The organism is Sphingobium aromaticiconvertens (assembly GCF_037154075.1).
Lineage (GTDB): Bacteria > Pseudomonadota > Alphaproteobacteria > Sphingomonadales > Sphingomonadaceae > Sphingobium > Sphingobium aromaticiconvertens.
Window position 1 is genome coordinate 4,438,781 of sequence record NZ_JBANRJ010000001.1, and the last position, 23,070, is coordinate 4,461,850.

General features: G+C 62.6%; 23 protein-coding genes. 10 read left to right on the forward strand and 13 right to left on the reverse strand.

Translation table 11 applies throughout. The features are described 5' to 3' along the window. Positions 1-7: 7 nt before the first annotated feature. From WFR25_RS21560 to WFR25_RS21575, 4 genes are read right to left on the reverse strand one after another with little or no spacing between them, the layout of a single operon-like run. On the reverse strand, positions 8-499 hold the full coding sequence (locus WFR25_RS21560) for a DUF1178 family protein (protein WP_336973574.1): 492 nt from the start codon (positions 497-499) through the stop codon (positions 8-10). Then, positions 496-1,326 carry a carbon-nitrogen hydrolase family protein gene (locus WFR25_RS21565; protein WP_336973576.1) on the reverse strand — a complete coding sequence of 277 codons (831 nt, stop codon included), beginning with the start codon at positions 1,324-1,326 and terminating at the stop codon, positions 496-498. Before WFR25_RS21565 ends, WFR25_RS21560 begins: the two co-directional genes overlap by 4 nt. 5 nt (positions 1,327-1,331) lie before the next feature. Continuing rightward, complete coding sequence (gene grxC, locus WFR25_RS21570) at positions 1,332-1,589, reverse strand: glutaredoxin 3 (RefSeq protein ID WP_336973577.1); 258 nt, start codon at positions 1,587-1,589, stop codon at positions 1,332-1,334. A 51-nt stretch (positions 1,590-1,640) separates the two neighbouring features. Continuing rightward, entirely contained in the window at positions 1,641-2,390 is a 750-nt protein-coding gene (locus WFR25_RS21575; RefSeq protein ID WP_336973578.1) for a ComF family protein, read from the reverse strand. A 45-nt stretch (positions 2,391-2,435) separates the two neighbouring features. On the opposite strand from WFR25_RS21575, the gene WFR25_RS21580 reads away from it, so the two are divergent. After that, a complete protein-coding gene (locus WFR25_RS21580; RefSeq protein ID WP_336973580.1) occupies positions 2,436-3,296 on the forward strand; it encodes a methyltransferase domain-containing protein in 861 nt (286 codons plus the stop codon). 3 nt (positions 3,297-3,299) lie between these two features. Here the strand turns inward: WFR25_RS21580 and WFR25_RS21585 are convergent, their stop codons facing one another. The 3 genes from WFR25_RS21585 to WFR25_RS21595 all read right to left on the reverse strand — a co-directional run bounded on the left by WFR25_RS21585 (position 3,300) and on the right by WFR25_RS21595 (position 5,604). Further along, complete coding sequence (locus WFR25_RS21585) at positions 3,300-4,001, reverse strand: HPP family protein (RefSeq protein ID WP_336973582.1); 702 nt, start codon at positions 3,999-4,001, stop codon at positions 3,300-3,302. Positions 4,002-4,128: 127 nt separating this feature from the next. Beyond that, the gene (locus WFR25_RS21590; protein ID WP_336973584.1) at positions 4,129-5,103 is read right to left on the reverse strand and encodes a diacylglycerol/lipid kinase family protein; all 975 of its coding nucleotides are present in this window, start codon (positions 5,101-5,103) and stop codon (positions 4,129-4,131) included. Positions 5,104-5,109: 6 nt separating this feature from the next. Then, positions 5,110-5,604, reverse strand: a complete 495-nt coding sequence (locus tag WFR25_RS21595) for a DUF2141 domain-containing protein (RefSeq protein ID WP_336973585.1) — start codon at positions 5,602-5,604, stop codon at positions 5,110-5,112. A gap of 139 nt (positions 5,605-5,743) precedes the next feature. Here WFR25_RS21595 and lptF point away from each other — a divergent pair, with 139 nt between their 5' ends. Both lptF and lptG read left to right on the forward strand, forming a co-directional pair. Beyond that, positions 5,744-6,955, forward strand: coding sequence for an LPS export ABC transporter permease LptF (gene lptF, locus WFR25_RS21600; RefSeq protein ID WP_336974996.1), 1,212 nt, complete (start codon positions 5,744-5,746; stop codon positions 6,953-6,955). Beyond that, complete coding sequence (gene lptG / locus WFR25_RS21605; protein ID WP_336973586.1) at positions 6,952-8,061, forward strand: LPS export ABC transporter permease LptG; 1,110 nt, start codon at positions 6,952-6,954, stop codon at positions 8,059-8,061. Before lptF ends, lptG begins: the two co-directional genes overlap by 4 nt. Here the strand turns inward: lptG and WFR25_RS21610 are convergent. After that, positions 7,977-9,146: a fatty acid desaturase family protein gene (locus WFR25_RS21610; RefSeq protein ID WP_336973588.1), complete on the reverse strand. Its 1,170-nt coding sequence runs from the start codon at positions 9,144-9,146 to the stop codon at positions 7,977-7,979. The two genes, lptG and WFR25_RS21610, sit on opposite strands and share 85 nt — an antisense overlap. A 117-nt stretch (positions 9,147-9,263) precedes the next feature. Between WFR25_RS21610 and WFR25_RS21615 the strand changes: the two genes are divergently transcribed. From WFR25_RS21615 to WFR25_RS21645, 7 genes are all read left to right on the forward strand, one after another. Beyond that, positions 9,264-10,469 (forward strand): GNAT family N-acetyltransferase, encoded by a 1,206-nt coding sequence (locus WFR25_RS21615; RefSeq protein WP_419723177.1) that lies wholly within the window; start codon positions 9,264-9,266, stop codon positions 10,467-10,469. Between the two features lie 349 nt (positions 10,470-10,818). Beyond that, positions 10,819-11,124: a hypothetical protein gene (locus WFR25_RS21620; protein ID WP_336973592.1), complete on the forward strand. Its 306-nt coding sequence runs from the start codon at positions 10,819-10,821 to the stop codon at positions 11,122-11,124. Continuing rightward, on the forward strand, positions 11,121-12,698 hold the full coding sequence (locus tag WFR25_RS21625) for a PepSY-associated TM helix domain-containing protein (protein WP_336973593.1): 1,578 nt from the start codon (positions 11,121-11,123) through the stop codon (positions 12,696-12,698). The genes WFR25_RS21620 and WFR25_RS21625 overlap by 4 nt, the downstream gene beginning before the upstream one ends. Next, positions 12,695-12,994, forward strand: a complete 300-nt coding sequence (locus tag WFR25_RS21630) for a DUF3325 domain-containing protein (protein WP_336973596.1) — start codon at positions 12,695-12,697, stop codon at positions 12,992-12,994. Before WFR25_RS21625 ends, WFR25_RS21630 begins: the two co-directional genes overlap by 4 nt. Then, on the forward strand, positions 12,994-13,638 hold the full coding sequence (locus WFR25_RS21635; RefSeq protein WP_336973598.1) for a DUF4198 domain-containing protein: 645 nt from the start codon (positions 12,994-12,996) through the stop codon (positions 13,636-13,638). Before WFR25_RS21630 ends, WFR25_RS21635 begins: the two co-directional genes overlap by 1 nt. Before the next feature lie 113 nt (positions 13,639-13,751). Beyond that, entirely contained in the window at positions 13,752-15,389 is a 1,638-nt protein-coding gene (locus WFR25_RS21640) for a GMC family oxidoreductase (protein ID WP_336973599.1), read from the forward strand. A 64-nt stretch (positions 15,390-15,453) separates the two neighbouring features. Continuing rightward, positions 15,454-16,356, forward strand: coding sequence for a dienelactone hydrolase family protein (locus WFR25_RS21645; protein ID WP_336973600.1), 903 nt, complete (start codon positions 15,454-15,456; stop codon positions 16,354-16,356). A 10-nt stretch (positions 16,357-16,366) separates the two neighbouring features. Here WFR25_RS21645 and WFR25_RS21650 read toward each other — a convergent pair whose 3' ends face one another. The 5 genes from WFR25_RS21650 to WFR25_RS21670 all read right to left on the reverse strand — a co-directional run bounded on the left by WFR25_RS21650 (position 16,367) and on the right by WFR25_RS21670 (position 23,013). Next, positions 16,367-17,035 carry a peroxiredoxin-like family protein gene (locus WFR25_RS21650; protein ID WP_336973602.1) on the reverse strand — a complete coding sequence of 223 codons (669 nt, stop codon included), beginning with the start codon at positions 17,033-17,035 and terminating at the stop codon, positions 16,367-16,369. A gap of 106 nt (positions 17,036-17,141) precedes the next feature. Next, positions 17,142-18,491, reverse strand: a complete 1,350-nt coding sequence (locus WFR25_RS21655) for an LLM class flavin-dependent oxidoreductase (protein WP_336973603.1) — start codon at positions 18,489-18,491, stop codon at positions 17,142-17,144. A gap of 121 nt (positions 18,492-18,612) precedes the next feature. Beyond that, entirely contained in the window at positions 18,613-19,404 is a 792-nt protein-coding gene (locus WFR25_RS21660; protein WP_336973605.1) for a class II aldolase/adducin family protein, read from the reverse strand. An 83-nt stretch (positions 19,405-19,487) separates the two neighbouring features. After that, positions 19,488-20,453: an ABC transporter substrate-binding protein gene (locus WFR25_RS21665; protein WP_336973606.1), complete on the reverse strand. Its 966-nt coding sequence runs from the start codon at positions 20,451-20,453 to the stop codon at positions 19,488-19,490. After that, positions 20,428-23,013, reverse strand: coding sequence for a TonB-dependent receptor plug domain-containing protein (locus WFR25_RS21670; protein ID WP_336973608.1), 2,586 nt, complete (start codon positions 23,011-23,013; stop codon positions 20,428-20,430). The genes WFR25_RS21665 and WFR25_RS21670 overlap by 26 nt, the downstream gene beginning before the upstream one ends. Positions 23,014-23,070 lie beyond the last annotated feature (57 nt).

The window sequence follows — 23,070 nt, forward strand, 5'->3', positions numbered from 1 at the left end:
CAACGCGTCAGTTTTTCGCCTGTGGCGGAACAATTGGCAGGGGCAAAGGCGCGACCTCGACCCCCTCCTCAATGAGTGCGCGGGCTTCCGCAGGCGCGACTTCGCCATGGATGCTGCGATGATCCTGTTCGCCATAATGCATCGCCCGCGCCTGTTCGGCAAAACCTCGGCCGACCCACGTCGAATCCTTCAACACCTCGTCCTGCGCCTTAGAAAGCGCCAGTAGCATCGCCTGCATCTTCGCGGGGTCCGGGGCATGTCCCACAGGCACAGAGGCGGCAAGATCAGCGGAGATGGGGACGGGAAGCGCGGCGTCAGGGCGACTATTCCCCTTGGCCGCGACGGCGGGCGCCATCACCGCCTTGGTCACATCGGCGTCGCCGCATATCGGGCAGGCCAGCAGGCCACGTTCTGTCTGGTCGGCAAAATCGCCGCTGGAGCCGAACCATGCCTCGAACACATGGCCGTGGGCACCGCATTTCAGGTCGAAAACGATCACGCTATCTCTACTTCCTCGGGCACAGCGCGGCGATTGGCGATGGCCGGGACGCGCGCGCGAACCTCCTCTATGCGCGAAAGGTCGATGTCGGCAAGCGCGAGGCCACTCGTCCGCGCCATATCCAACACCACCTCGCCCCAGGGATCGACGATCAGGCTATGGCCAAAGGTCGTGCGCCCATCCTCATGCGCGCCCACCTGCGCGACGGCGATGACGAAGGCGCCTGCCTCGATCGCCCGTGCCCGCAACAGCACATGCCAATGCGCCATGCCCGTGGGCACAGTGAAGGCGGCGGGCACCAGCAGCATCGTCGCCCCCGCATTGGTGAGCGCTCGATAAAGGTCGGGGAAGCGCATGTCGTAACAGACCGACAGGCCCATCCGTCCCCATGGCGTATCGACCGCGACCGCCCGTTCACCGGGACCATAGACCGAGGATTCGCGCCAGCTTTCCCCGTTCGCAAGATCGACGTCGAACAGGTGGATTTTGTCATAGCGCGCGCGGATCGCGCCGCTATCGTCGATCATAAGGCTGCGGTTGGCCCAGCGCCCGTCCGCCCGCTCATCCTTGAAGGGCAGCGATCCCAAATGCACCCACAGCCCTTCGCGGGCCGCGGCCTCTCGTACCGCCGCCAGCACAGGATCGTCGCTTTCGGCGCATAATGTCTCCGCCGCGCGCGCCCGATTACGATCCAGATAGCCCGCCATTTCCGGGGTGAAGAGCATGTTCGCCCCTTCCCCCTTCGCGCGCGTCATCGCATCCACGATCGTTGCGGCATTGGCCGCGGGGTCGATCCCGCTTGTCATCTGGAGAAGGGCCGCGCGCATCGTGGTCAGAGGCCCAGCAGCGGGTCGAGCTTCCCCTGCCGGTTCAACGCGGCCAGATCGTCGCTGCCACCGATATGCTGGTCGTCGATGAAGATTTGCGGCACGGTGGAGCCGCCATTGGCCCGCTCCAGCATCTCCTGCCGTTTCGGGCCGCCCATCGTGATGTCATATTCCTCGAACGCGACGCCCTTGTCGGCCAGCAGAGCCTTGGCCCGCGCGCAATAACCGCAGAAAGCCTTGGTATAGAGTTCGATACGCGCCATGCAAAAATGCTCCTTGGCTTCCGAGATTGGCGGTCGCCCTCCATTTGTCAATCATGCGCGCTCAGGATCGTCGGGCAAGACCCTCGCCCAGCAGAGAAGATGCACCGACGCCGCGCCACCCCGCCGCAGCATCCGGGCGCAGGCCGCCGCCGTCGCGCCGCTGGTATGGACATCATCGATCAGGAGGATAGCCCGATCTTTGACGCCCTGTCCGTCCTTCAGAGCAAAAGCACCCCGCACCGCTTTTTCCCGTTCGCGTGGGGTCATGCCGCGCAGCGGACGGGTGCGACGCAAACGCAGCAGCACAGTCTTATCGACCGCTATGCCCGTCCGCCGCCCCAGATCATCAGCGATCAGCGCCGCCTGATTGAAGCCCCGCGCCCATAGCCGCCAGCGATGCAGCGGCACCGGTACGATCAATAGCGCGCCCTGCGTCACCGGAACATGCCGCGCCATATGTCCCGCGATCAACCGCGCCAGCCCGATCCGCCGCCCATATTTCAGGCGCAGCGCCACCATCCGCGCGACGTCGCCATAGGCCAGCACGGCCCGCGCGCTGTCATAGGGTGGCGGATCGGCCAGACACGCCCCGCACTCCGCCCCTTGTCCCCGATCATGGTCGAAGGGCAGGCCACAACGCGCGCAACAGGGATCGGTGAGGAAGGTCATGCCACCCCAGCAACCAAGGCAAAAACTATGATCCTGCTCCACCATCGTCCCGCAACCGGGGCAACGCGGCGGCAAAGCATAGTCGATCGGCCCACGCAGGGCAGCTTTCAGCAGGGGGAGCGCATCGGACAACACACCCCCTTGTCCTTCGTCGGCGCGCGATGCACAAGGCCGCGAATGGATGCCCCCGACATCTTCGATCGCGCCCTGCGCGCGCGCCGCCGCGACCGGGCCGCCCCTGCCTTTGCCGCCCATGATTTCCTGTATCAGATGATGTTGGACGAACTGCTCGATCGATTGACCGACGTGCAGCGCGACCTGCCCGAGGTGCTGGTGATCGGCTGCCCCACCGACAGCGCCCGGCTGCGGCTGGAGGCGATGGGCAAGCGCGTTGCCTGCGTCGATCCCGGCTTCCTCAACGCGCGCGGACATGGCAAGGGTCGGCGCGGCGTGCAGGCGGATGAGGACGCTCTGCCCTTCGCCGACGACAGTTTCGACCTGATCCTTGCGGTCGGCACGCTCGACAGCGTCAACGACCTGCCCGGCGCGTTGATCCTGATGCAGCGCATCCTGCGACCCGACGGCCTGCTGCTGGCTGGCTTTGTGGGGGCTGGTTCCCTCCCCCGCCTGCGCGCCGCGCTGATAGCGGGCGAAGGCGACCGGCCAGGCCAGCATATCCATCCGCAGGTCGATGTCCGTGCGGCTGGCGACCTTCTGTCCCGCGCGGGTTTGACGATGCCGGTCGCAGATGGTGAGACGCTGACGGTCCGCTATGGCGACATATTGGCGCTGATGCACGACCTGCGCGGCATGGGCGCGGCCAATATGCTGGCCTCCCATCCGCCTGCTTTGCGTCGTGAGGCGCTGGCCGGGGCAGCCATGCATTTCGCGCAAGCCGCCGCCCCCGATGGCCGCATTGCCGAACAGATGGCAATCGTCTACCTGAGCGGCTGGAAACCCGACCCGAGTCAGGCCGGACCTGCCCGCCGGGGCAGCGCCACCATGTCGCTGGCAGAGGCGCTCAAGCCCAAGAAGTAGGATTTACCGGGCGCCAGCACGCCTTTCCAACGCATGTATTTCGGCGCGGGCCAGCAGCAGGTCAAGATCCTCGCGGCTGATGTCGAAACTGTCGGCCATGTCCTCCACCGCCAGATCGATATCCTCCAGATGAAAGCCCGCCGCCTGCCGGACGCTATCTGCAACGGCAGGCGACAGGGCTGGCTGGTGGGGATAGCTGTGGCCGCCATAGCGATGGAAGACCATCGCCAGCGTGACGAGGGCGATGGAATTGAGCGCCACCGGCGCGAAGGCAAAGGCATAGCCCGCCGCATGGATCGCCGGGCTGCCGATCACCGCCGTCAGCGCCGCCGCCCCACCTGGCGGGTGCAGGCAGCGCAAGAGCGACATGAAGAGTATCGCGCCGCCCACGGCAACCCCCGCCGCGATCATCTGGTCTGGAATATACTGCGCCGCTGCCACGCCGACCAATGTCGAGATGACATTGCCGCCCACCACCGACCAGGGTTGCGCCAGCGGACTGGCGGGCACGGCAAAGGCCAGCACGGCAGACGCCCCGACAGGCGCCACGATGATCGGAAGATCGCTGATAGGAATCGCGAATTGCGAACCGACCAGCATCGTCAGGCTGATGCCGATCGCCGCGCCCACACAGGCCGCCAATCGCGGCCAAAAGGACGCCCCTGCCAGCAGCGGGGTAAAGATTGAGCGTCTGTTCCCGGGCATAGTGCCTGTCGTTCCTTCCATCATGACGCGCTCTCTCGCGTTTCGATGACGGAAAGGCCAGCCAGCATTTTGCCAGTGGCCTAAAGCTGAAATATCAGGTGGCGGGAAGACCGCACCCAGTCGTGCTTTAGGCTGCCAGCCGCAGAAACGGCACTGGCGCGGTCGAGCGCAGGACGATGGGATGGCCCTCGCTCGCCTCGAACAATTCGCCGTCCAGAATGACGCTGCTGCGGTCGCCCTCGATCCGGATCGTGTCGCCCTGCTCCATATGGATACCCTGTATCCGGCGCCCGCCAAAACGGCGGAAGAGGCTGGCGAACAGGAAGCGGAATAGCGCGGGCACGCTCTGATCCACCGCCATCAGCTTCATATTGCCGGCGCCCGATCGGTCATCGCCCGGTCGCGCGCCCAGCAACAGCTTTTCCAATGTAGTGACGATCAATACCGCAAAGCGCCCCACCAACTGCCCATCGCGGATCAACGAAATGCTCACCGGGCGGGTCGAGGGGGGCATATAGCGGCCACGCAGCCCGAACAGCAGCGACAGGACCACCGCCACAGCGGTCAGGAAATGGCTAAAACCATTGGACAGGCCCAGCGGATAGATTTGATTGCGGCAATAGAGGATGTAATCGGCAAGGCCCGCTCCCCCCAGGAACATGCCCAGCACCGGCCGCGACCCGACCTGTCCATCCGTCAGCGCTATCAGTTCGCGCGCGACGACATGATCCTCGACACCCGCCTTGGCGATCTCGACGATCCGCTCCAGCGCCTTGATCGGGTCGCCATGGATGCCCAGATCCAGCGCGATCAGGTTGGTCTTGCCATTGGGCAGCACCGCGATCGGCGGCACCCGCCCCTTGAAATGTTCGCCCTGATACAGCTCCGTCAGCGCCGCCTGCACCGTGCCGTCGCCGCCATTGATGACGATGACGGTCGGCTCGACACGGGCGATGGTCTGAAGCGCGCGACCGATCTGATCCACATGCTCCACCTCATAGTGGAAAATGTCGGGATGACTGGCGCAATAGCTGCGTACACGCGGCAGGGTCTGCCGGTTGCCCGTCGATTTGGGGTTGGATAGAAGGGCAACGCGGATCATGGCACCTTACATATATTTAAGGTTGATGGTGATCCGGGTCACGCCCGGCCCGGCCCGAAAGGCCGCCTTTTCGACACCCGGCTTGCCCAGGTTGAAGATGCTGATCGACGGATTGTTGGAAAAGCCGCCGCCATCTTCGCTAATATCCGTCTTGCCATTGCCGTTACGGTCATGGCGCACGGCGATGCCGTAACGGCCCGGCTCGGGCATCGGCATGCAGAAACGCATCGCGCCGCCAGCGGGCTTCACCGTTGTCTGAATCCGGTTGATCCACTCGCCCTTGGCCAGCCAGGCCGCCTTCGTCGCGGGATAGGACTGGACGCGGACATTGCCGGTCGCGCTGGCAAAACCCTTCACATCGACCAGCACGGCAGGCCCCTGTGCAGAGGCTGCACAGCGGTCCATGTCGTTCGCGATCTCCCGCCTTTGGGCATATGCGGGTGCGGACGCCAGAAGCGCCGTCGCCGTCATAACCCCAAATGCAACTTTCAACATGACCATCAGACTCCTGGAAGCTATAGCCGCCCGAACAAATCGAGCAGCGGCCCCTGTTCGCCCCGCAAAGCATTACTAGCTTTCGATTCGGATATGGGCGGGCTTTGCGGCCAAAACATGGTGATGGAACGACCACATATTGAATATGCTCACCGCCACTGATCGCTATCTGGCCCGCCTGATCGCCGTTCCCATGCTGGGCACGCTGATTATCGCTGCGATGCTGCTCGTCCTCGACAAGATGTTGAGCCTGTTCGATTTCGTCGCGGCGGAGGGCGGGCCGGTCAGTGTGGTGTGGCGGATGCTCGCCAATATGTTGCCGGAATATCTTTCCCTGGGCATTCCGATCGGCCTGATGCTGGGCATATTGCTGGCCTTCCGCAAGCTGGCCTTGTCCTCGGAACTGGACGTGATGCGCGGGGTAGGCCTTTCTTATGGGCGACTGCTACGCGTACCCTACATGTTCGCGATCGGCCTGGCGCTCATCAATCTGGCCATCGTCGGCTTCGTCCAGCCCCTCTCCCGCCACGCCTATGAAGCGCTGCGCTTCGAGTTGCGCTCAGGTGCGCTGGGCGCGTCGATCAAGGTCGGCGAGTTCACCAATCTGGGCAAGCGCCTGACATTGCGGATCGAACGCAGCCTGGATGAAGGACGCAACCTCCAGGGCATCTTCGTGCGTGCGCAGGGGCAAAAAGGCCAATCGGTCGCCGTCACCGCCGCGCAGGGCACTTTCCTGGCCACCGACGATCCCGACACGATCATCTTCCGCCTGCGCAACGGCGTGCTGGTGCATGAGGCGCCGAGCTACAAGACGCCGCGAATCCTCAGCTTCTCCAGCCATGACCTGCCGATCGACCTGCCGCAGATCGAGAGCTTTCGTGGACGCGACGTCGATCGCGAACAGACGATCATCGAGCTGGTCAAGACAGGCAATGATCCAAAGACACCGACCAAGCTGCGCAACGAGGTATGGGCGAATTTTCATTTCCGGATCGCTGAAGTGGCGATGATGTTGCTGCTGCCGCTCGCGGCGCTGGCCTTCGCCATCCCGCCCAAACGCTCGACCTCTGCGCTGGGCGTGTTCCTCTCGATCGTGTTCATCGTGACCTATCACAAGATCAATCAATATGGCGAAAGCGTGGGTGGCCTTGGCAAGATCGACCCGTTCCTGGCCCTGTGGGTGCCTTTCGTCGCCGTCGCCGCGCTCATCCTGTGGATGTACCATGTGATCGCACACCGCCCCGGCGGCCAGCCGATCGGCGCGCTCGAATTTGCCTTTGCCAAGTTGGGCAAGCAGATCGGTCGATTGGTCAGGCGTCGGAAAAAAGACAATGATGTGGCGGAGGCTCCCGCATGATCCCGCCCCAATGGCAATTCTTCCCCTCGCGCCAGGTCAGTTTCTACATGGCGCGCCTGTTCATCACCCGGACGCTGGCGGTGCTGGCGTTGCTGGTGGTGGTGCTCCAGACACTCGATCTGCTGGGTCAATCAGGCGACATTCTGGCCTATGCGGGCAATGGCGACGCGCAACTATGGCACTATGCCGGCCTGCGGGTGCCGCAGATCATCGCCACATTCCTGCCCTTTTCCGTGCTGCTGGGCACACTCGTCATGCTGGCGACGCTCAACCAGAACAGCGAAATCATTTCATTGAAGGCTGCGGGCCTGTCCGCGCACCAGATATTGGCGCCCATGATCGCCGCAGCGCTGGGGATCGCGGTCGTCAGCTATGTATTCAACGAACGCATCGTCGCCCGCTCCACCGCCGCGCTCACGGCTTGGCAGGCGGTGGACTATGGTCCCATCCCGCCTGATAGCGGGGTCAAGACCAACCCCTGGGTGCGCGATGGCAACAACCTCATCACCGCTGCGATCGTTGCCGGGCGCGGCAACGGCGTTCAACTGCGTCAAGTTCAGATATTCAATCGCATCAACAACAGCCTGACGACGATCGTCCAGGCTCCCCGTGGCCACTATGACGCCGCCAGCAAAAGCTGGCTGCTGGACGGTGCGCGACAGTTCGACGTCGCGCGCGGCACGATGCGCGATGTCGGCACGGTCCGGTTCGGCCATGACATCCGGCCCGACCAGTTCACTTTGGCGCGAGTGGACCCCGACGCCCTCACCTTTTCGGAACTGAGCGCCGCCATAGACGACCTGCGCGATGCGGGACGGCCGACCAAGGCGCTGGAAGCCAGCCTGTGGCACAAGATTGCCGGGCCACTTTCCGCGCTGCTGATGCCGCTGCTGGGATCGGTCGCCGCCTTTGGCCTTGCGCGTTCGGGTCAGCTTTTCATCCGCGCGGTCATCGGCATGGCGCTGGGCTTTGCCTATTTCGTCGCCGACAATTTCTCGCTGGCGATGGGCAATCTGGGTGCTTACCCGCCCTTCCTGGCGGCTTGGGCGCCCTTCTTCCTGTTCCTGCTGGTGGGCGAGACAGTCCTCTTCCGCACAGAGGAGTAGCGCTGTCGCGCGCCCATCGTGCTGCGTGCGATCTTCCCCAGCAGCGGCATCATGCCGCGATAATTGCCCCGATCATAAGTCGACTGCGGTCCCAGCGCGTCGACCATCCGCCGATGGGCCTTGGGCAAGGCATGATAGGGGACGCTGGGCAGCAAGTGGTGCAGCGCATGATAGCGCAGTCCCACGGGTGCCCAAACCTCTGCCCACCAGCCGGGTGGAGGGACATTGACCGAGTCCAGATATTGCGCGGTCACGGTCATCGCCTCGCCCTCATTCTCCCACAGATGCGCGACCAAAGTCCGCAACTGGTTAACGACCGTCATCGCCGAATGGATGGCCATATAGGTCAGCAGCGGACGCCAGCCGAACGCAAAAACGCTGCCGACCAGCGCCAGCGCGACGAGGCAGGCACCAGCTTCCTGCCACAGCCACTGGCGGCGAAATTCCCCCTCCGGTGCGCGACGTGTGTAGGCCGGATTGATGGACAGCGCCGAAAAGCGTTCCCGCACGATGGTGCGAAGCGGCGGAAAAATCACCGACAGCGGCGTCAACAGGCCAAAGCGCAGGATCAGACCCACAGGCGCCAACGCCGCGACGACCACGAACAGCGGCAGCGACCACGGCTTCATCAAGGCCAGCGGCAGGTATTCCGGGTCATTGGCGGTGCCATAACGGGTCCGCGCATGATGCTGGGTATGAACGCCCTCATACATGAAGGACGGAATCATCAGCGGCGCGCCCACAATCAGGTTCCAGCCCAGACGAAAGCCCGGCAGAGCGCCCTTTCGGATGTGCGTCAATTCATGGATGAAGCTTGACGCCCGATAGAGCGCCAGCATCGCCACCAGCCCGCAGGCTATCACCAGCGGTACGCTGTCCAGCACGATCGCACCGGCAAGGCCGGCATAGCCAATCACGGCCGATCCCAGAAAATCCGCCCAATAGATTGCGGGATTTGCGGTCGAATAGTCGCGCGTCATTTCAGCCGCCGTCCGGAGCATTACCGCGTCATCGGGGACGTTCGCGCGCGCCGTCCGCGTAGCAGCGGCGACAGAAGGCGCGGACATGGTTTCATGCATAGTCATGGGCACGGTCCTAATAAGGAATTGCGCGCAAATCGTGGCAGCAACATGACATTGACACCGCTGCCCGGAAACGACTTGGCCCAACAACGCCTTGGCCCCGCCACGACTTGACAAGTGATGGCCAAGATACGCACTGCTGCCCCAACTCACAGCGAAGGCAATATCGTGTCGCATTCCAACCTAGTCATTGCCCCGGTCGACTCCAAGAGCGACCTTAAAGCCTTCGTGGAGCTTCCCTGGCGACTTTATGCCAACGATCCAGCCTGGATCCCCCCCCTCAAGAACGAGGTCTATGGCCTGCTCACCCCCGGCAAAAACCCGTTTTTCGAACATGCAGAGGCACGTTATTTTCTGGCGCGCCGCAATGGACAGGTTGTAGGCCGCGTTTCAGCGCATATCGATCGGTTGGCGACATCCATGCCTGCCCAACAGGGCATGGGACCGGGGACCGGCAATTTTGGCCTGTTCGAAGCGGAAGACGCGGAAACCGCCGCCGCCCTGATCCAGACCGCCGAACAATGGCTGCGCGATCAGGGCATGACCCGCGTGCTTGGCCCGATTTCGCTGTCGATATGGGAGGAGCCGGGTCTGCTGATCCAGGGCCATGACCATGCGCCCACCGTGATGATGGGTCACAATGCCGCGACCTATCAACATTGGATCGAGGCGGCTGGCTATCAGCCCGCCAAGCAGCTCAAGACCTACGACCTCGACATCACCCACCCCTTCCCGCCCCTGATCCAGCGGATCATCACGTCGGGTGAAAAAAACCCCCGGATCACCATCCGCAAGGTGAACAAGGCCAAGTTCGATTCCGAAGCCGCCATCATCCTGGGTCTTCTTAACGACGCCTGGGGCCGCAACTGGGGCTTCGTGCCGATCACCGATACCGAAGTTGCCTTTACCGGCAAGAAATTGAAGCCCATCGTTTATGAGGATCTGATCCGCATCGCCGAGGTGGAGGGGGAGCCGGTCGCCTTCATGATGACCCTGCCCGACCTCAACGAAGCGTTGAAGCCCCTCAACGGCTCGCTGCTGCCCTTTGGCTGGATCAAGCTGCTGAGATGGCTTCGCAAGCCGCAGGTCCGCACCATGCGCGTGCCCCTGATGGGCGTGAAACAGAGCCTTCAATCATCGCGCCTCGCCAGTCAGCTCGCCTTCATGATGATCGAGTTCATTCGCCGCGACGCCATCACCAAATATGGCGCGACGCGCGGCGAAATCGGCTGGGTGCTGGACGACAATCAGGGCATGAACGCGATCGCCGAAGCCATCGACGCCAAGATCAACAAAATCTACCAGCTCTACGAAAAACCGCTCTGATCGCAGGCATCCCGTCTCCTGCCGATTTGACTGGATGACGTCAGGTCCGCCGCGCAACGGGTACCTCTCGCCCAGCCGTCATTTCTGATTTTTCCCGCCATACCAAACCCTTCATTCAAGGGGGTGGACTAACGCATGCATCGCCCCTAATACGCTCTTGATAGTCATTAGCATTATTAAGCAGGGGATATATGCTTTACGGGAAAAATGGGCCTGACGTGCGCGGGCGCCTTGTAAATAAAGCGTCAGCGCGCCTTGCCCCTGCTCAAACGGCCTGAAAACGTGTCCAGCAACAACATCGAACGGGCCGCCCCGCCGAATTTCTCATCCGCTAGAGAGACTGCATAATATGGCCTCGAAGCCATCTGCATCACCCACCTATAGATTGGCCGTCGCGGGCCGAGCGCTGGCGGCGATTCCGGTCAACTATGTGCTGACTTCGATCATTGTCGGCTTGGCTGCACGCCACCTGCCGTTGGCGCGAGCCGAAGCGAGCGTCGCCGCGACATTGTCGTCCTTCCTCATCTTCGCCGTGATCGCGATCGCCATATTCCATGCACGATCGGCGGCACGGATGTGGATGTGGATGACGGGCGCCACGCTCCTGCTGGGCGGCGCGCTGGCGCTTTCGATCCAGATGGGAGGACGGCTGTGAAGGAAGGCTTTCGCCAGTCCATGGCCTGGCTGCACACCTGGACGGGGCTGCTGTTCGGCTGGCTGTTGTTCGCCATATTCGTCACCGGCACAGCCGCCTATTTCCAGGAGGAAATCAGCCGTTGGATGAAGCCCGAGGTCAGTGCTGCAACCGATCGCGCAGCGGCGACGCAAGCGGCCATCGGCTATCTTCAAACGACCCAGCCCGACGCGGAGAGCTGGTTCATTTCGCCGCCATCAGCGCGCACCCCCACGGCAGATATTTTCTGGCAGCCCCGGAAGGTCGAGGGCGAGCCACCCAAAAGACGCAAGCGCGGCGAAACCAGCGCCACGCTGGATGCCGAGGGGCAGCCCGTGACGGCGCGCGAGACGAAGGGCGGCTTCTTCCTCTACCGCTTCCATTTCGACCTCCATTATATGCCGGTCATGTGGGCGCGCTATCTGGTCGGCGTGGCCGCAATGTTCATGCTGATCGCGATCCTGTCGGGCATCGTCACGCACAAGAAGATTTTTGTCGATTTCTTCATGCTGCGCTTCGGCAAGGGGCAGCGTAGCTGGCTCGACGCCCATAATGTCACGGCTGTGTTCGCCCTGCCCTTTTATTTGATGATCACCTATACCGGGCTGGTCACGCTGGCGACGCAATATATGCCTTGGGGCATCACGGCGAACTATGCGTCGCCCGACACCTTTTTTGAGGAGGTGTTTCCCGGCCGTGCAGAGGTCGAGCGGACCGGAATGGCCGCTCCCCTGGTGCCAGTCGCGCCGCTGATGACGGCGGCGTCCCAGCGCTGGAACGGAGCGCCGGTCGGTTCTGTCCGCGTCGTCAATCCCGGCGACAAGAGTGCGACAATCACCCTGACCCGTGCGCCCAGCGGAAGCATAGGATCGCGGGGTGAGAGCATCGTCTTTTCCGGATCGACCGGCGACCTTCTGGACAAGAGCGCGGCGCAGGGCGGTGCTATGGCCACGCAAAGCGTCATGATCGGGTTGCATGCCGGTCGGTTCGCGGGCTGGGGTCTGCGCTGGCTCTATTTCCTGTCCGGCGTCGGCGGAGCGATCATGGTCGGCAGCGGGCTGATCCTCTGGACCGTCAAGCGGCGGGCGAAACTGACAGGCCCTGTCCGCCCCCCTTTCGGTTTCAGGCTGGTCGCGCGCCTGAATGTCGCCGCTGTCGTCGGGCTGCCTGCCGGCATCGCCGCCTATTTCCTCGCAAACCGGCTGTTGCCACTCGGCATGGCGGGACGCGCCGAATGGGAAGTGCACAGCCTGTTCATCCTGTGGGGCGGGACACTGGTCTGGGCAATCGCACGCCCCGAACGCCGCGCCTGGGTGGAGAGCCTTGCGCTCACATCCGCCCTGTTCGCAGCCGTACCGATCGTCAATGCGTTCACCGTGCCGCGAAACCTCGCAACGGGCCTGATATCGGGCGACTGGCTGTTCGTAGCCTTCGACCTCGCCATGCTGACTTTGGCGACGAGTTTCGGTTTCGCGGCGCGCAAAGCGGCGCAGGTCAAGGCAGCCAGACAACCCCGGCATGCGCGCAAAGTGCAAGAGGAGTTGGCGACGGCATGATCCATATTCTCGCAATGACGCTCTGCGTCACCGGCTTTGCCTGCCTATGCGCCGCCATGGCGCGGCACCAGAAGGACTTTATCGGTCACAAGCTGGAGACGGGCGCGAGCCGCCAACTGCGCCTGATTGGCGGCACGATATTGCTGCTCGCTTTGTCGATCGACATGGCTGGCCTTGGCGCGGGCTATGGTGCCATCGCCTGGTGCGGTCATCTGACCGTGGCCGCGGCGCTGGTCCTCACCCACCTCAACTGGGCGATCGCACGCAATATAACGAAAACCAGAACGAGAGATTGATGATGAAGACAATGAAAATCCTGACGGCCCTTGCCGCCACGATGGCCACTATACCAGCGGTCGCGCATGAAATCTGGGTCGAGCGCGATGCGAGCGGCCCGGCCCGCATCTATCTGGGCGAACCGGCAGAGGCGGTCCCTGAGGCGGGCGATCCCGAATTCCATCATCTGCAAAAACCACAGGCTATCCAGAGTGACGACAAGCCGATCGCGTTCGTTCGTCGGGCCAACCATATCGAAGCCACCGTGCCCGGCAGCGGCGATGTGCGCGTGCGCGACGACAGCGTCTTTGCCCCATGGAAGTCCGGCGAAAAGATGCAGGGCGCGATCTTCTACGCCCGCGCCGGTCGCAGCGAAACGGCAGCGAAGCTCGACCTGGAACTGGTTCCCGCAGCCGCCAATGCGGATCGCTTCACCCTGCTATTCCGGGGCAAGCCCGTTCCTGCTGCCAAACTGACGGTCATCACCCCCGATCGCTGGCAGAAGGCGTTCTTCACCGATGCGAATGGCGGCGTGGAAATACCGAAGCTGGGCGCCGGACGCTACATTGTCGGCGCATCGCATACGGAAGAAGGCCCCGCCAAGCTGGGCGGGCAGGATGTGGCAAGCGTCGTGCATATCTCGACCCTGACCTTCGTGCGTTAAGAGACGACATATCGCCCGCGCGCAGTTTCGCCGACATGCGCGCGGGCGATATGTCCCATCATGACTGTCATCGCCTGATCCCAACCTGCTAGACCCTCGCGATCGATGTGCGAATGAAAGCAGGCAGCGTGGCGGATTGGGACTCCTTCGATTATGTCATTGTGGGCGCCGGATCGGCCGGATGCCTGCTGGCCAATCGCCTCTCCGCCGATCCTGCCATCAAGGTGCTAATACTCGAAGCCGGTGGCAAGGACGACTGGATCTGGTTCCATATCCCGGTCGGTTATCTGTTCGCGATCGGCAATCCGCGTGCCGACTGGATGCTGGAGACCGTTGCGCAAGCCGGGTTGGGCGGCCGGAAGCTCGCCTATCCGCGTGGCAAGGTGATTGGCGGCAGTTCGGCGATCAACGCCATGATCTACATGCGCGGACAGGCCGCCGATTATGATGGTTGGCGCGACGGAGGGCTGGATGGATGGGGCTGGCGCGACGTCCTTCCCTATTTCCTGCGGCATCAGGATCATATCGCGCCAAAGGGCGAACATCACCGATCCGGTGGCGAATGGCGCGTGGAACATCCACGCGTCCGCTGGGAGATATTGGAGGCGGTGCGTCAGGCGGGCGAAGCGATCGGCATTGCGCCGGTCGAGGATTTCAATGGCGGCGACAACAGCGGCTCCTCCTATTTCCAGGTCAACCAGTGTGCGGGCCGACGGGTCAGCGCGGCCCGCGCCTTCCTGAAGCCCGCGCTGCGCCGCCCCAATCTCCGGCTGGAAACCCATGTCGAGGTGGATCGCATCCTGTTCGAAGGCAAGCGCGCCATCGGCCTCGCCTGCCGCCGGGACACGGAGCGGCTCGAGGTGCGCGCGCGCCGCGAAGTCATACTGGCCGCAGGCGCGATCGGATCGCCCAAGCTACTGCAATTGTCGGGGATCGGGGACGCCGATGCGTTGCACGCTCTGGACATTCCGGTCGTTCATCATCTGCCTGGCGTGGGTCGCAACTTGCAGGATCATCTTCAAATCCGCCCCGTGTTCAAGGTGACGGGGGTACGCACCCTCAATACCGACTATGCCAATCTGGCGCGGCGTTTTACCATGGGGGTCGACTACGTGCTGCGGCGGCGAGGGCCTTTGACCATGGCGCCTTCGCAACTGGGCATGTTCGCGCGCTCGTCAGATGCCTACGCGATGCCCAACCTGCAATTTCATTTCCAGCCGCTCTCGCTGGACAAATGGGGGGATGGCATGCACCCTTTTGGTGCCTTTACCGCCAGCGTCTGCAATTTGCGGCCCGCCAGCCGGGGCAGCGTCAGCCTCGCCTCCCCCGATCCGGCAGCCCCACCGCTGATCGCCCCCAATTATCTGTCGGAGCAGGAAGACCGGGAGGTGGCGGTCGCCTCGCTGAAGCTGGCGCGCAAGATCGCGGCCCAAGCCCCGCTTGCGCCCTATCGTCCGCAGGAATATCGTCCGGGTATCGAAGCTCAAAGCGACGCTGAGTTGCTCGCCGCCGCCGCCGATCTGGCCACCACCATCTTTCATCCCGTCGGCACCGCCGCCATGGGGCCAGCCTCCGATCCTGATGCGGTGCTGGACATGCGCCTTCGGGTGCGCGGCATCGAGGGCCTGCGCGTCATCGACGCCTCTGCCATGCCGCGCATCACATCTGGCAATACCAATTCGCCCACGTTGATGATCGCCGAAAAAGGCGCGGCGATGATCCTGGAGGATGCAAACACCGACTTGCCATAGCCTGCAAGAACGCGAATATTTCCCGACGACTGGCTTCGAGGCGCGATCTTACTGGAGAACGGATATGTCGGATAAACCTGAACGTGCGACTGCACAGGATTTCCCTCCTGAAGTCCTGACCTTGTTCGACAAATATGTGCACGGGGTCATCGACCGCCGCGGCTTTCTTGAACAGGGCGCCCTGCTTGTAGCCGCCGGTACGACCGCCACTGCTGTCCTCGCCGCACTCAGCCCCGACTTCGCCCATGCACGGGTTGCGCCAGAAGACCCCCGGATAACGGTCACGCATGAGGATATTCCCTCGCCAAAAGGCTATGGCACGATCAAGGCCATAGTCGTGCGCCCAAAGGGGATGGCCCCCCGCGCACGAAAGCCGGTCATATTGGTCGTTCACGAAAATCGCGGCCTGAACCCGCATATCAAGGACATCGCCCGACGACTGGCGGTCGATGGCTATATTGCCGTCGCTCCCGACGCGCTGACGTCGCTGGGCGGCTATCCGGGCGACGAAGACAAAGCGCGCACGCTTTTTGGACAGTTGGATCAGGCCAAGGCTCGCGAAGATTTCGTCGCGGCGGCGGACTATGCGAAGGCCATGCGGGATAGTAACGGCAAGCTGGGAGCTGTCGGCTTTTGCTATGGCGGGGGCATCGTCAACATGCTGGCAACACGGGTGCCCACGCTGCGCGCGGCGGTGCCCTTCTATGGTCCGCCCCCCCCACTGGATGCGGTCCCCGCCATCAAGGCCGAATTGCTATTGCACTTCGCGGGTAATGACGCGCGGGTCAACGGGTTGTGGCCGGACTATGATAAGGCATTGAAGGCCGCAGGCACACGCTATCAGGCGTTTATCTATCCCAGTGTCGAGCATGGTTTCAATAATGACACGACACCGCGCTTCGATGAGAAAGCTGCCGCGCTGGCGTGGAAACGCACGATAGCATTGTTCAAACGCACATTGGCATAGGATCGCCGCGTCAACCGAACGTGGCTTCCCCGTCAATGGCGGCTACTATCTCTTCGGCTTCGGGGCGAGCCAGCCAGTCAGGGCTGACCTGAAGCCACTGGACGACCCGTCCAGGGCCAAGCAGCAAAACAGCCGGTTGGGGCAATTCCCATGGGCCTGTCCCCGTCACCTCCCCTATCCATCCCACTGGCGGCTGCTCCGGCCTGTCATCGGGCACGAAGCTGATCCCCAGCAGGCGCGCGAGACCGTTATCGGGGTCCGAGGCAACGGGGAAGGGCAGGCCATGGCGAACCTTGATGTCCTTCAGGCGATCGGGCTGCTGCGGACTGACCGCAACCAGCTTAATACCCCGATCGCGCAAGGCGGGATATAGGGTCTCCGCATAATGAGGGAGCGCAATATTGCAGGCTGGGCACCCGGCGAAGCGGAAGAAGATCAGCAGCGCCGCACCTTCGGACGTCAGCGCATCAAGGGTCAGCGGACCCTCTTCGACATCCAACAGGACAAGGGGCGGCACGATGTCGCCCCGCTGGGCCACGGCGGCGGCATCGAAGCGATCGACAAGCACCTGCCGCTGGCGGGCGTTGCCTGCGAGTTGGGCCGGAGGCCAGCTCCGCTCCCGCTCCGCCTGCAACGCTGCGTAGCGCGCCTTCAGCGTATCAGCCACGATCGTCGCCATAAATTTCTCCTTCCCAATGAACCCCTTCATCTTTGGCGTTTGGAGGGTAAGCGCGCCAATGAGAGTTACAGGAAGGAGGACGATGAATGCTTATAGCTGATGCCCGTCAGGCGGCGTCGCGCCGTTCCGGGTTAGCTTCGCGCCGATTGTCCGGGATGGCCAGGCCCAGATTGCCGCGCAGCGTATCGGCTTCATAGTCCCGGCGGAAAAGGCCCTTGTTCTGAAGGATCGGCACGACTTCATGGACGAAGCGGGTGAACTGGCTGGGATGGCCAAGATGGACGTTGAGGCCATCGAGTGCGCGTCCCTCGAACCAGCGCTGGATCTCGTTCGCGACGGTTTCGGCCGATCCGACGAAGGGGCTACCCCGCCCTGCCCGCTGCCGCTCCACCGCCTGTCGCAGCGTCAGACCGTCCGCCACGGCAAGGTCCGTAATTGCCTTCGCCTGAGTGAAGAAGCTGTTGCGGGCATGTTCCAGCGCTTCGACCGGAAAGGGCGCATCCACATCGTAGCGGCGGAAATCATGCCAGCCAAAGGCGCGGCCGAACTCCGCGAGCGTCTGATCGAAACTCTGATCGGCGCGGCGATATTGCTGCTCGATCTCCTTTGCCTGCGCGTCAGTGTCGCCGACATACACGAAGAAGCCGGGCAGGATGACGATCCGGTCAGGATCGCGGCCAAGGCGTGCGGCGCGGCCTTTGAGGTCGGCGTAGAAGGCCCGCCCCTGCTCGATCGTTGCCGCGTGCGTGAAGATGGCGTCGGCGATGGTTGCGCCAAGGTCGCGGCCCTGATCGCTGTCCCCGGCCTGAAAGATCACCGGCTCCCCCTGCGGCGAGCGCTGGATGTTGAGGGGACCGACGACCGAGAAGAACTCGCCCTTATGATCGAGCCTGTGGAGTTTGTCGGCGTCAAGGAACTGCCCGGTCGCCCGATCCCGCACCAGAGCGCCATCCTCATAGGAGCGCCACAGACCGCGCGTGACATCAAGGAACTCGACCGCGCGACGATAGCGGGTGTCATAGTCGAAATGTTCGGGCTGGCTGAAATTGCCCGCCGTGCCCGCGTCGCCGCTGGTAACGACATTCCATCCCGCCCGGCCCTTGCTGATGAGATCCAGCGAGGCGAGGCGGCGCGCGATGCTGAAAGGATCATTGTAAGAGGTGGTGAGTGTGCCAACGAGGCCGATATGCTTCGTTGCCACGGCCAATGCGGAGAGCAGGGTTAGCGGCTCCAGCCGGTTGAGATAGTGGGGCGGTGAGTTCGCCGTGATGAACTGGCTGTCGACGATGAAGACAAGGTCGAACTTGGCGGCCTCCGCCTGCTGCACAATGTCGATCGTCCAGTCGATATTGACGCTGGCGTCGAGCGGGATGTCGGTGTCCAGCCAGCGATTGCTATCGCCGGGACCGCCAACGCCGGTGGGAACGAGGCCGAGTTTCAGTTGCCGCTGGGCCATGATGGCGTGTCCTCAGAGCGTTTTCGAAGCAGATGGCATCAGCTGCTGGCTTGCGAAAACGCGGTAAAACAAAAGACTGGAGCAGCCGATCCGATGCAATCGGATCAGAATCTGCTCTAGGTCAGGCGTCGAAGCCGGGAGCCTGGCGCTGCGCTTTCCGCAATGCCGCTTCCCAGACAAGGTCGTAGTGAGACTTGGCGCCCTCGACCGGCTGGCGCTCGCGCGTCATCTGGCGGCGGACCTCCTGCTGCGCTTCTTCCGGCGCGATCAGCACATTGTCGCGACCGATGGTGAGCGTGCGGACCTGCGCTGTGCAGGCGGATTCAAGATGATAGATGCCCGACCATGCCTCGCCCGGTGAGGCGCCCAGTGCCAGAGTGCCGTGATTGCGCAACAGCATGACCCTGGTATCGCCAAGGTCAGCGACCAGCCGTTCCCGCTCGTCCAGATTAAGCGCGACGCCCTCATAGTCATGATAGGACAGCCGCGGAATGATGGCGAGCGCACGCTGGTTGAGCGGCAGCAGCCCTTCGGCCTGTGCGGATACCGCCATGCCATCGGCGCTGTGGAAATGAGCGATGAAATGGGCATCATCGCGCGCGCCGTGGATCGCGCTATGAATCACATAGCCTGCATAGTTGATGCCATAGTCACTCTCCCCGATCACCATGCCGTCGAGGTCGACCTTGACCAGACTGGACGCCGTGATCTCGTCGAACATCAGGCCGAACGGGTTGATGAGGAAATGATGGTCCGGTCCCGGTACGCGGGCAGAGATATGGGTGTAGATGAAATCATCCCAGCCATAGAGGGCGGACAAGCGATAGAAGGCGGCGAGGTCGACGCGCACCTTCCATTCGGCTTCGCTGATGGTGGATTCATGGAAGCGATCGTCTTTCAGAACAGTGACCATGGCTCAAGCTCCTTTGCGGACAAGTTTAGGAAAGCAGCGCGGGGCCGCCCAATGAGGATTTCCAAAGTGACGCGCAGCCGCACTCATGCGGGGAAGATTCCATCATCGACGATCGACGCGACATCGACATGGGCGGGCAATTCGCCATCGGCGTAGAAACGATCGACGACCCGCTGGAGTGGCTGGATAACCTTGTCGTCCGGTGGGGCCAGCACCCCGTTCTGGCCCTTGGCCAATATCGCCGCGACCCTGGGATCCACCTTCGTCTCCCTTACGAAGAGTTTTACATAGTCCGAAGGATGGGCAGCCGCCCAATCACCGGCCTTCTTTTGACGAAGCAACACGTCGCGCAACGCCTGACGCTTGGCTGGATCGTCCAGAGCCGCCTGCGAAGCGGCAATCAGACCATAGGGGCTGTTGATCCCGCCTCCATCGCGTATCAGGCGGGCGCCCGCCAGTTCAGCGGCGATCTGGTAGGTCCCAAAGGTCGCCCACGCCTCGACCCGGCCCGTCGCAAAGGCGGCGGCGGCATCCGTGGGCAGCATGAAGCCAATATCGACCCTGCGCCGGTCAACCTTCGCCTCCTTGAGCGCTTCCAGCAGCAAATAATGCGAAATACTGCCCCGCGCGCTGGACACGATGACCCGTCTGCCAACAAGATCATTCACGGTGCCGATTGGTGATCCCTTAGGTACGATTATGCCGATGAGGCGTGTCGAGAATGCGGACGCAGCGATGATCTTGAGCGGCGCACGTGCTGCGGCGGCCAACACCACCGGTAGATCACCTGCAGGCGCGGTATCGACCGCGCCCGCGTTAAGTGCCTCCAGCAGCGGTGCGGCACCCACGAAGTTCGCCCATTCAATATCATAGTCCAGATTGTTCATTGCCCCGGCAGCCTCTGCCCGCGCCTGCATCAAATGGACCTGATCGCCCAGCACCAGCTTCGTTCGACCGCCCTTCCCGGCCCCGCCGCACGCGGAGAGGCCAAGCGCGGCAAAGCCTGTGATGAAGGCGCGACGGTCAGAGAGAAAACGCGATGCGTCCATAATAATAACCGCCTGCGGGATTAAAGGGTGACGGGCCATAATAGCCCTGCCCCGTCTGGGGATTGCCCGGTCCGTTGGTTTCGGACCTGACGTCGAAGAGGTTGGTGGCACCGACCGACAGAGTAGCGAAGCGCGTGACCCTGGCGCTGAGGTTGAGGTCAGTGATCAGCTTCGCACCAAAATAGCGGTCATCGCCCGCCGCCGTCCGCTGGGTATATTTGCCGTAGCGAGTGTTGGTGATGTTCAGGCCGAAAATGCCTTTCGTCCAGTTGAGCGTGCCCACCAGCTTGCTGTGCGGCTGGAGCACTTCCAGTTCACCAATCTTGTCCCCGCCGAAGAAGACTGAACCCGCCCCCAGCAGCGACGTGCCGTCGGCGGCGAACAGCTGCGAGGGCGTGGCGACGACGTCCGTGACCTTGGTCTTTGAATAGTTGAACGCCAGCGTCAGGCCCAGCTTGCCCAGATTGCCAAGGCCGGTCGAATAGTCGGCGACCAGGTCGAATCCCCTGGTCGTCGTGTCGGCGGCGTTGATGAAATATTCCGCCTGCTCGATATCGGACAGGCCGTTAGCGGCGAGGATCGTGGAGACACCCGTGCCGAACAGTCGGCCCGTGCGCTCCACCCGATCCTTGATGCGGATATAATAGCCGTCCAGCGTGATCGACAGTGAAGGCGCTGGCGTGAAGACGAGACCCAGTCCCGCATTCCATGTCTTTTCGGCCTTTAGCGGCTTGGCCCCCAGCAACTGGCCAACCGTGGAGTCCGCCGTCACCAGCTTGGCGACGGTCGGGCGCAATTCGGTCTGACCTGTCTCCGCATTGAAGAAGGAGGATGTGCGCCCGTCCGTCTGGGCATAGCCGATCTGGGTCAGCGACGGCGCGCGAAAACCAGTGCCAACCGTGCCGCGCAAGGCGATGGCGGGGCTGAATTCATAACGACTGTTGAGCTTCAAGCCCACAGGGCTGCCCGACCCGTCGCTATAATGTTCGGCTCGGACTGCGGCACCGATATACCAGGCATCGACGGGATAGAGGCCCAGGTCGACATAACCGGCATAGACTTTGCGGCTGATGTCGGCTTCGTCCTCAGGCGACAGCACGATGCCGCCCTGCACCACGGGGGAAGCGACGCGGCCCACATTCCAGTCATATTGCTGATCGCCCGGCTGGAAGGTGTAGGTCGCCGGTTCATAGGCGAGCGGATCACCGGCAAAGGTGCGGAAACGATCGAGGCGATATTCGCCACCCACTGAAATCTGGAGCGGACGGGCAAGGCCGATGTCGAACTCACGAGTCAGGTCGACATTGTGGGTCCATTGCCGAAACTCGAAATTGGCAAGATTGGGCCAATAGGTCGGGCCATCCGGCCCCAGCGACGGACGCACCGACAATTTGGAAAATTGGCGGCTGGCATTGCGCCCGAAGGAAGAACTGATGTCATAGTCCCACCCCGCCAACTTGCCCTTCAGGCCACCGACGATTTGCACATCATTCTCGTCGATATTGTTCAGCGGATAATAGCCGTCCGGAAACTGCGCGGTGAAGTTGGCCGTGCTGTTGGGGCGACGGAAATTATTGCCGATCTGGGCGTCACGTTCGCCATAGGTGCCGAAAGAATAGAGGGTGACCGTGTCCGTCACTGGCAGTTCGGCGTTGTAAGCGAGGTTGAACGCCTTGATCTGCGGATCGCCGTTATGTGCGCCGTCGCGATTCCATTGCGCGTTGCGGGCATTGGCGTCGGCGATATTGGCCAGCACCTGCTCGCGTGTCAGGCCGCTCGTAGCAACGACCTGATCGACCGTGCGGCCTGCGGGCAGGCCATAAAGATTGGTGTCGGTGGCATCCAGGTTCCACCAGGCCCCGCCGCGCTTGCGAGTATCGCCGCTAACCGTCAGGAAGCCGCCATCACCGATCCGCGTGCCATAGCGCAGCGTGCCCTTCCAGCTATCGGGCTTGCCATTGGCGTCATAGAGTGTGCCATAGGTAAAATCGCCGCTCAACCCTTCCATTTCCGCAAGCTGGATGTTGATGACGCCCGCAATCGCATCGGTGCCATATTGGGCGGCGGCGGAGTCTTTGAGCACCTCGATCCGGTCGATCGCGGCAGTCGGGATCAGGTCGATGTCGACCGGATTCGCGCCTGACGTATCGGCCGTGCTGTTGCTGAGGAACGCCCCGTTATGGCGGCGCTTTCCGTTGACCAGCACCAACGTATAGGCGGGTGCAAGGCCGCGATTGGTGACGGGGCGGCCAATAGAGAAGACCCCTGCATGGGTCGCGCCGAAGTTCAGCGAGGGCAACAGCTTGGACAGCGCCTCGCCAAATTCGGCGGAACCGGTGGCCTGCAACTTGTCGGCGCTGACCACGTCGATCGGAGCGGGACTTTCGGCGATGGTGCGCGGCGCACCGCGCACGCCCGTCACGATGATGGTCGCCGCATCCGTCGCATCGGCAACCGCAACCTCTTCGGGTGTCGCGACGACCTGCGCCGAGACCGGCACACTGGCCAATAACAGAGAGATCGGTGCCGAAGAAGTCAGATACAAATAGAAACGTTTCATTTTCTAATCCCCCAATTGTCTTGGGGTCCATCTATGTATTTATGAATATCGTGAATA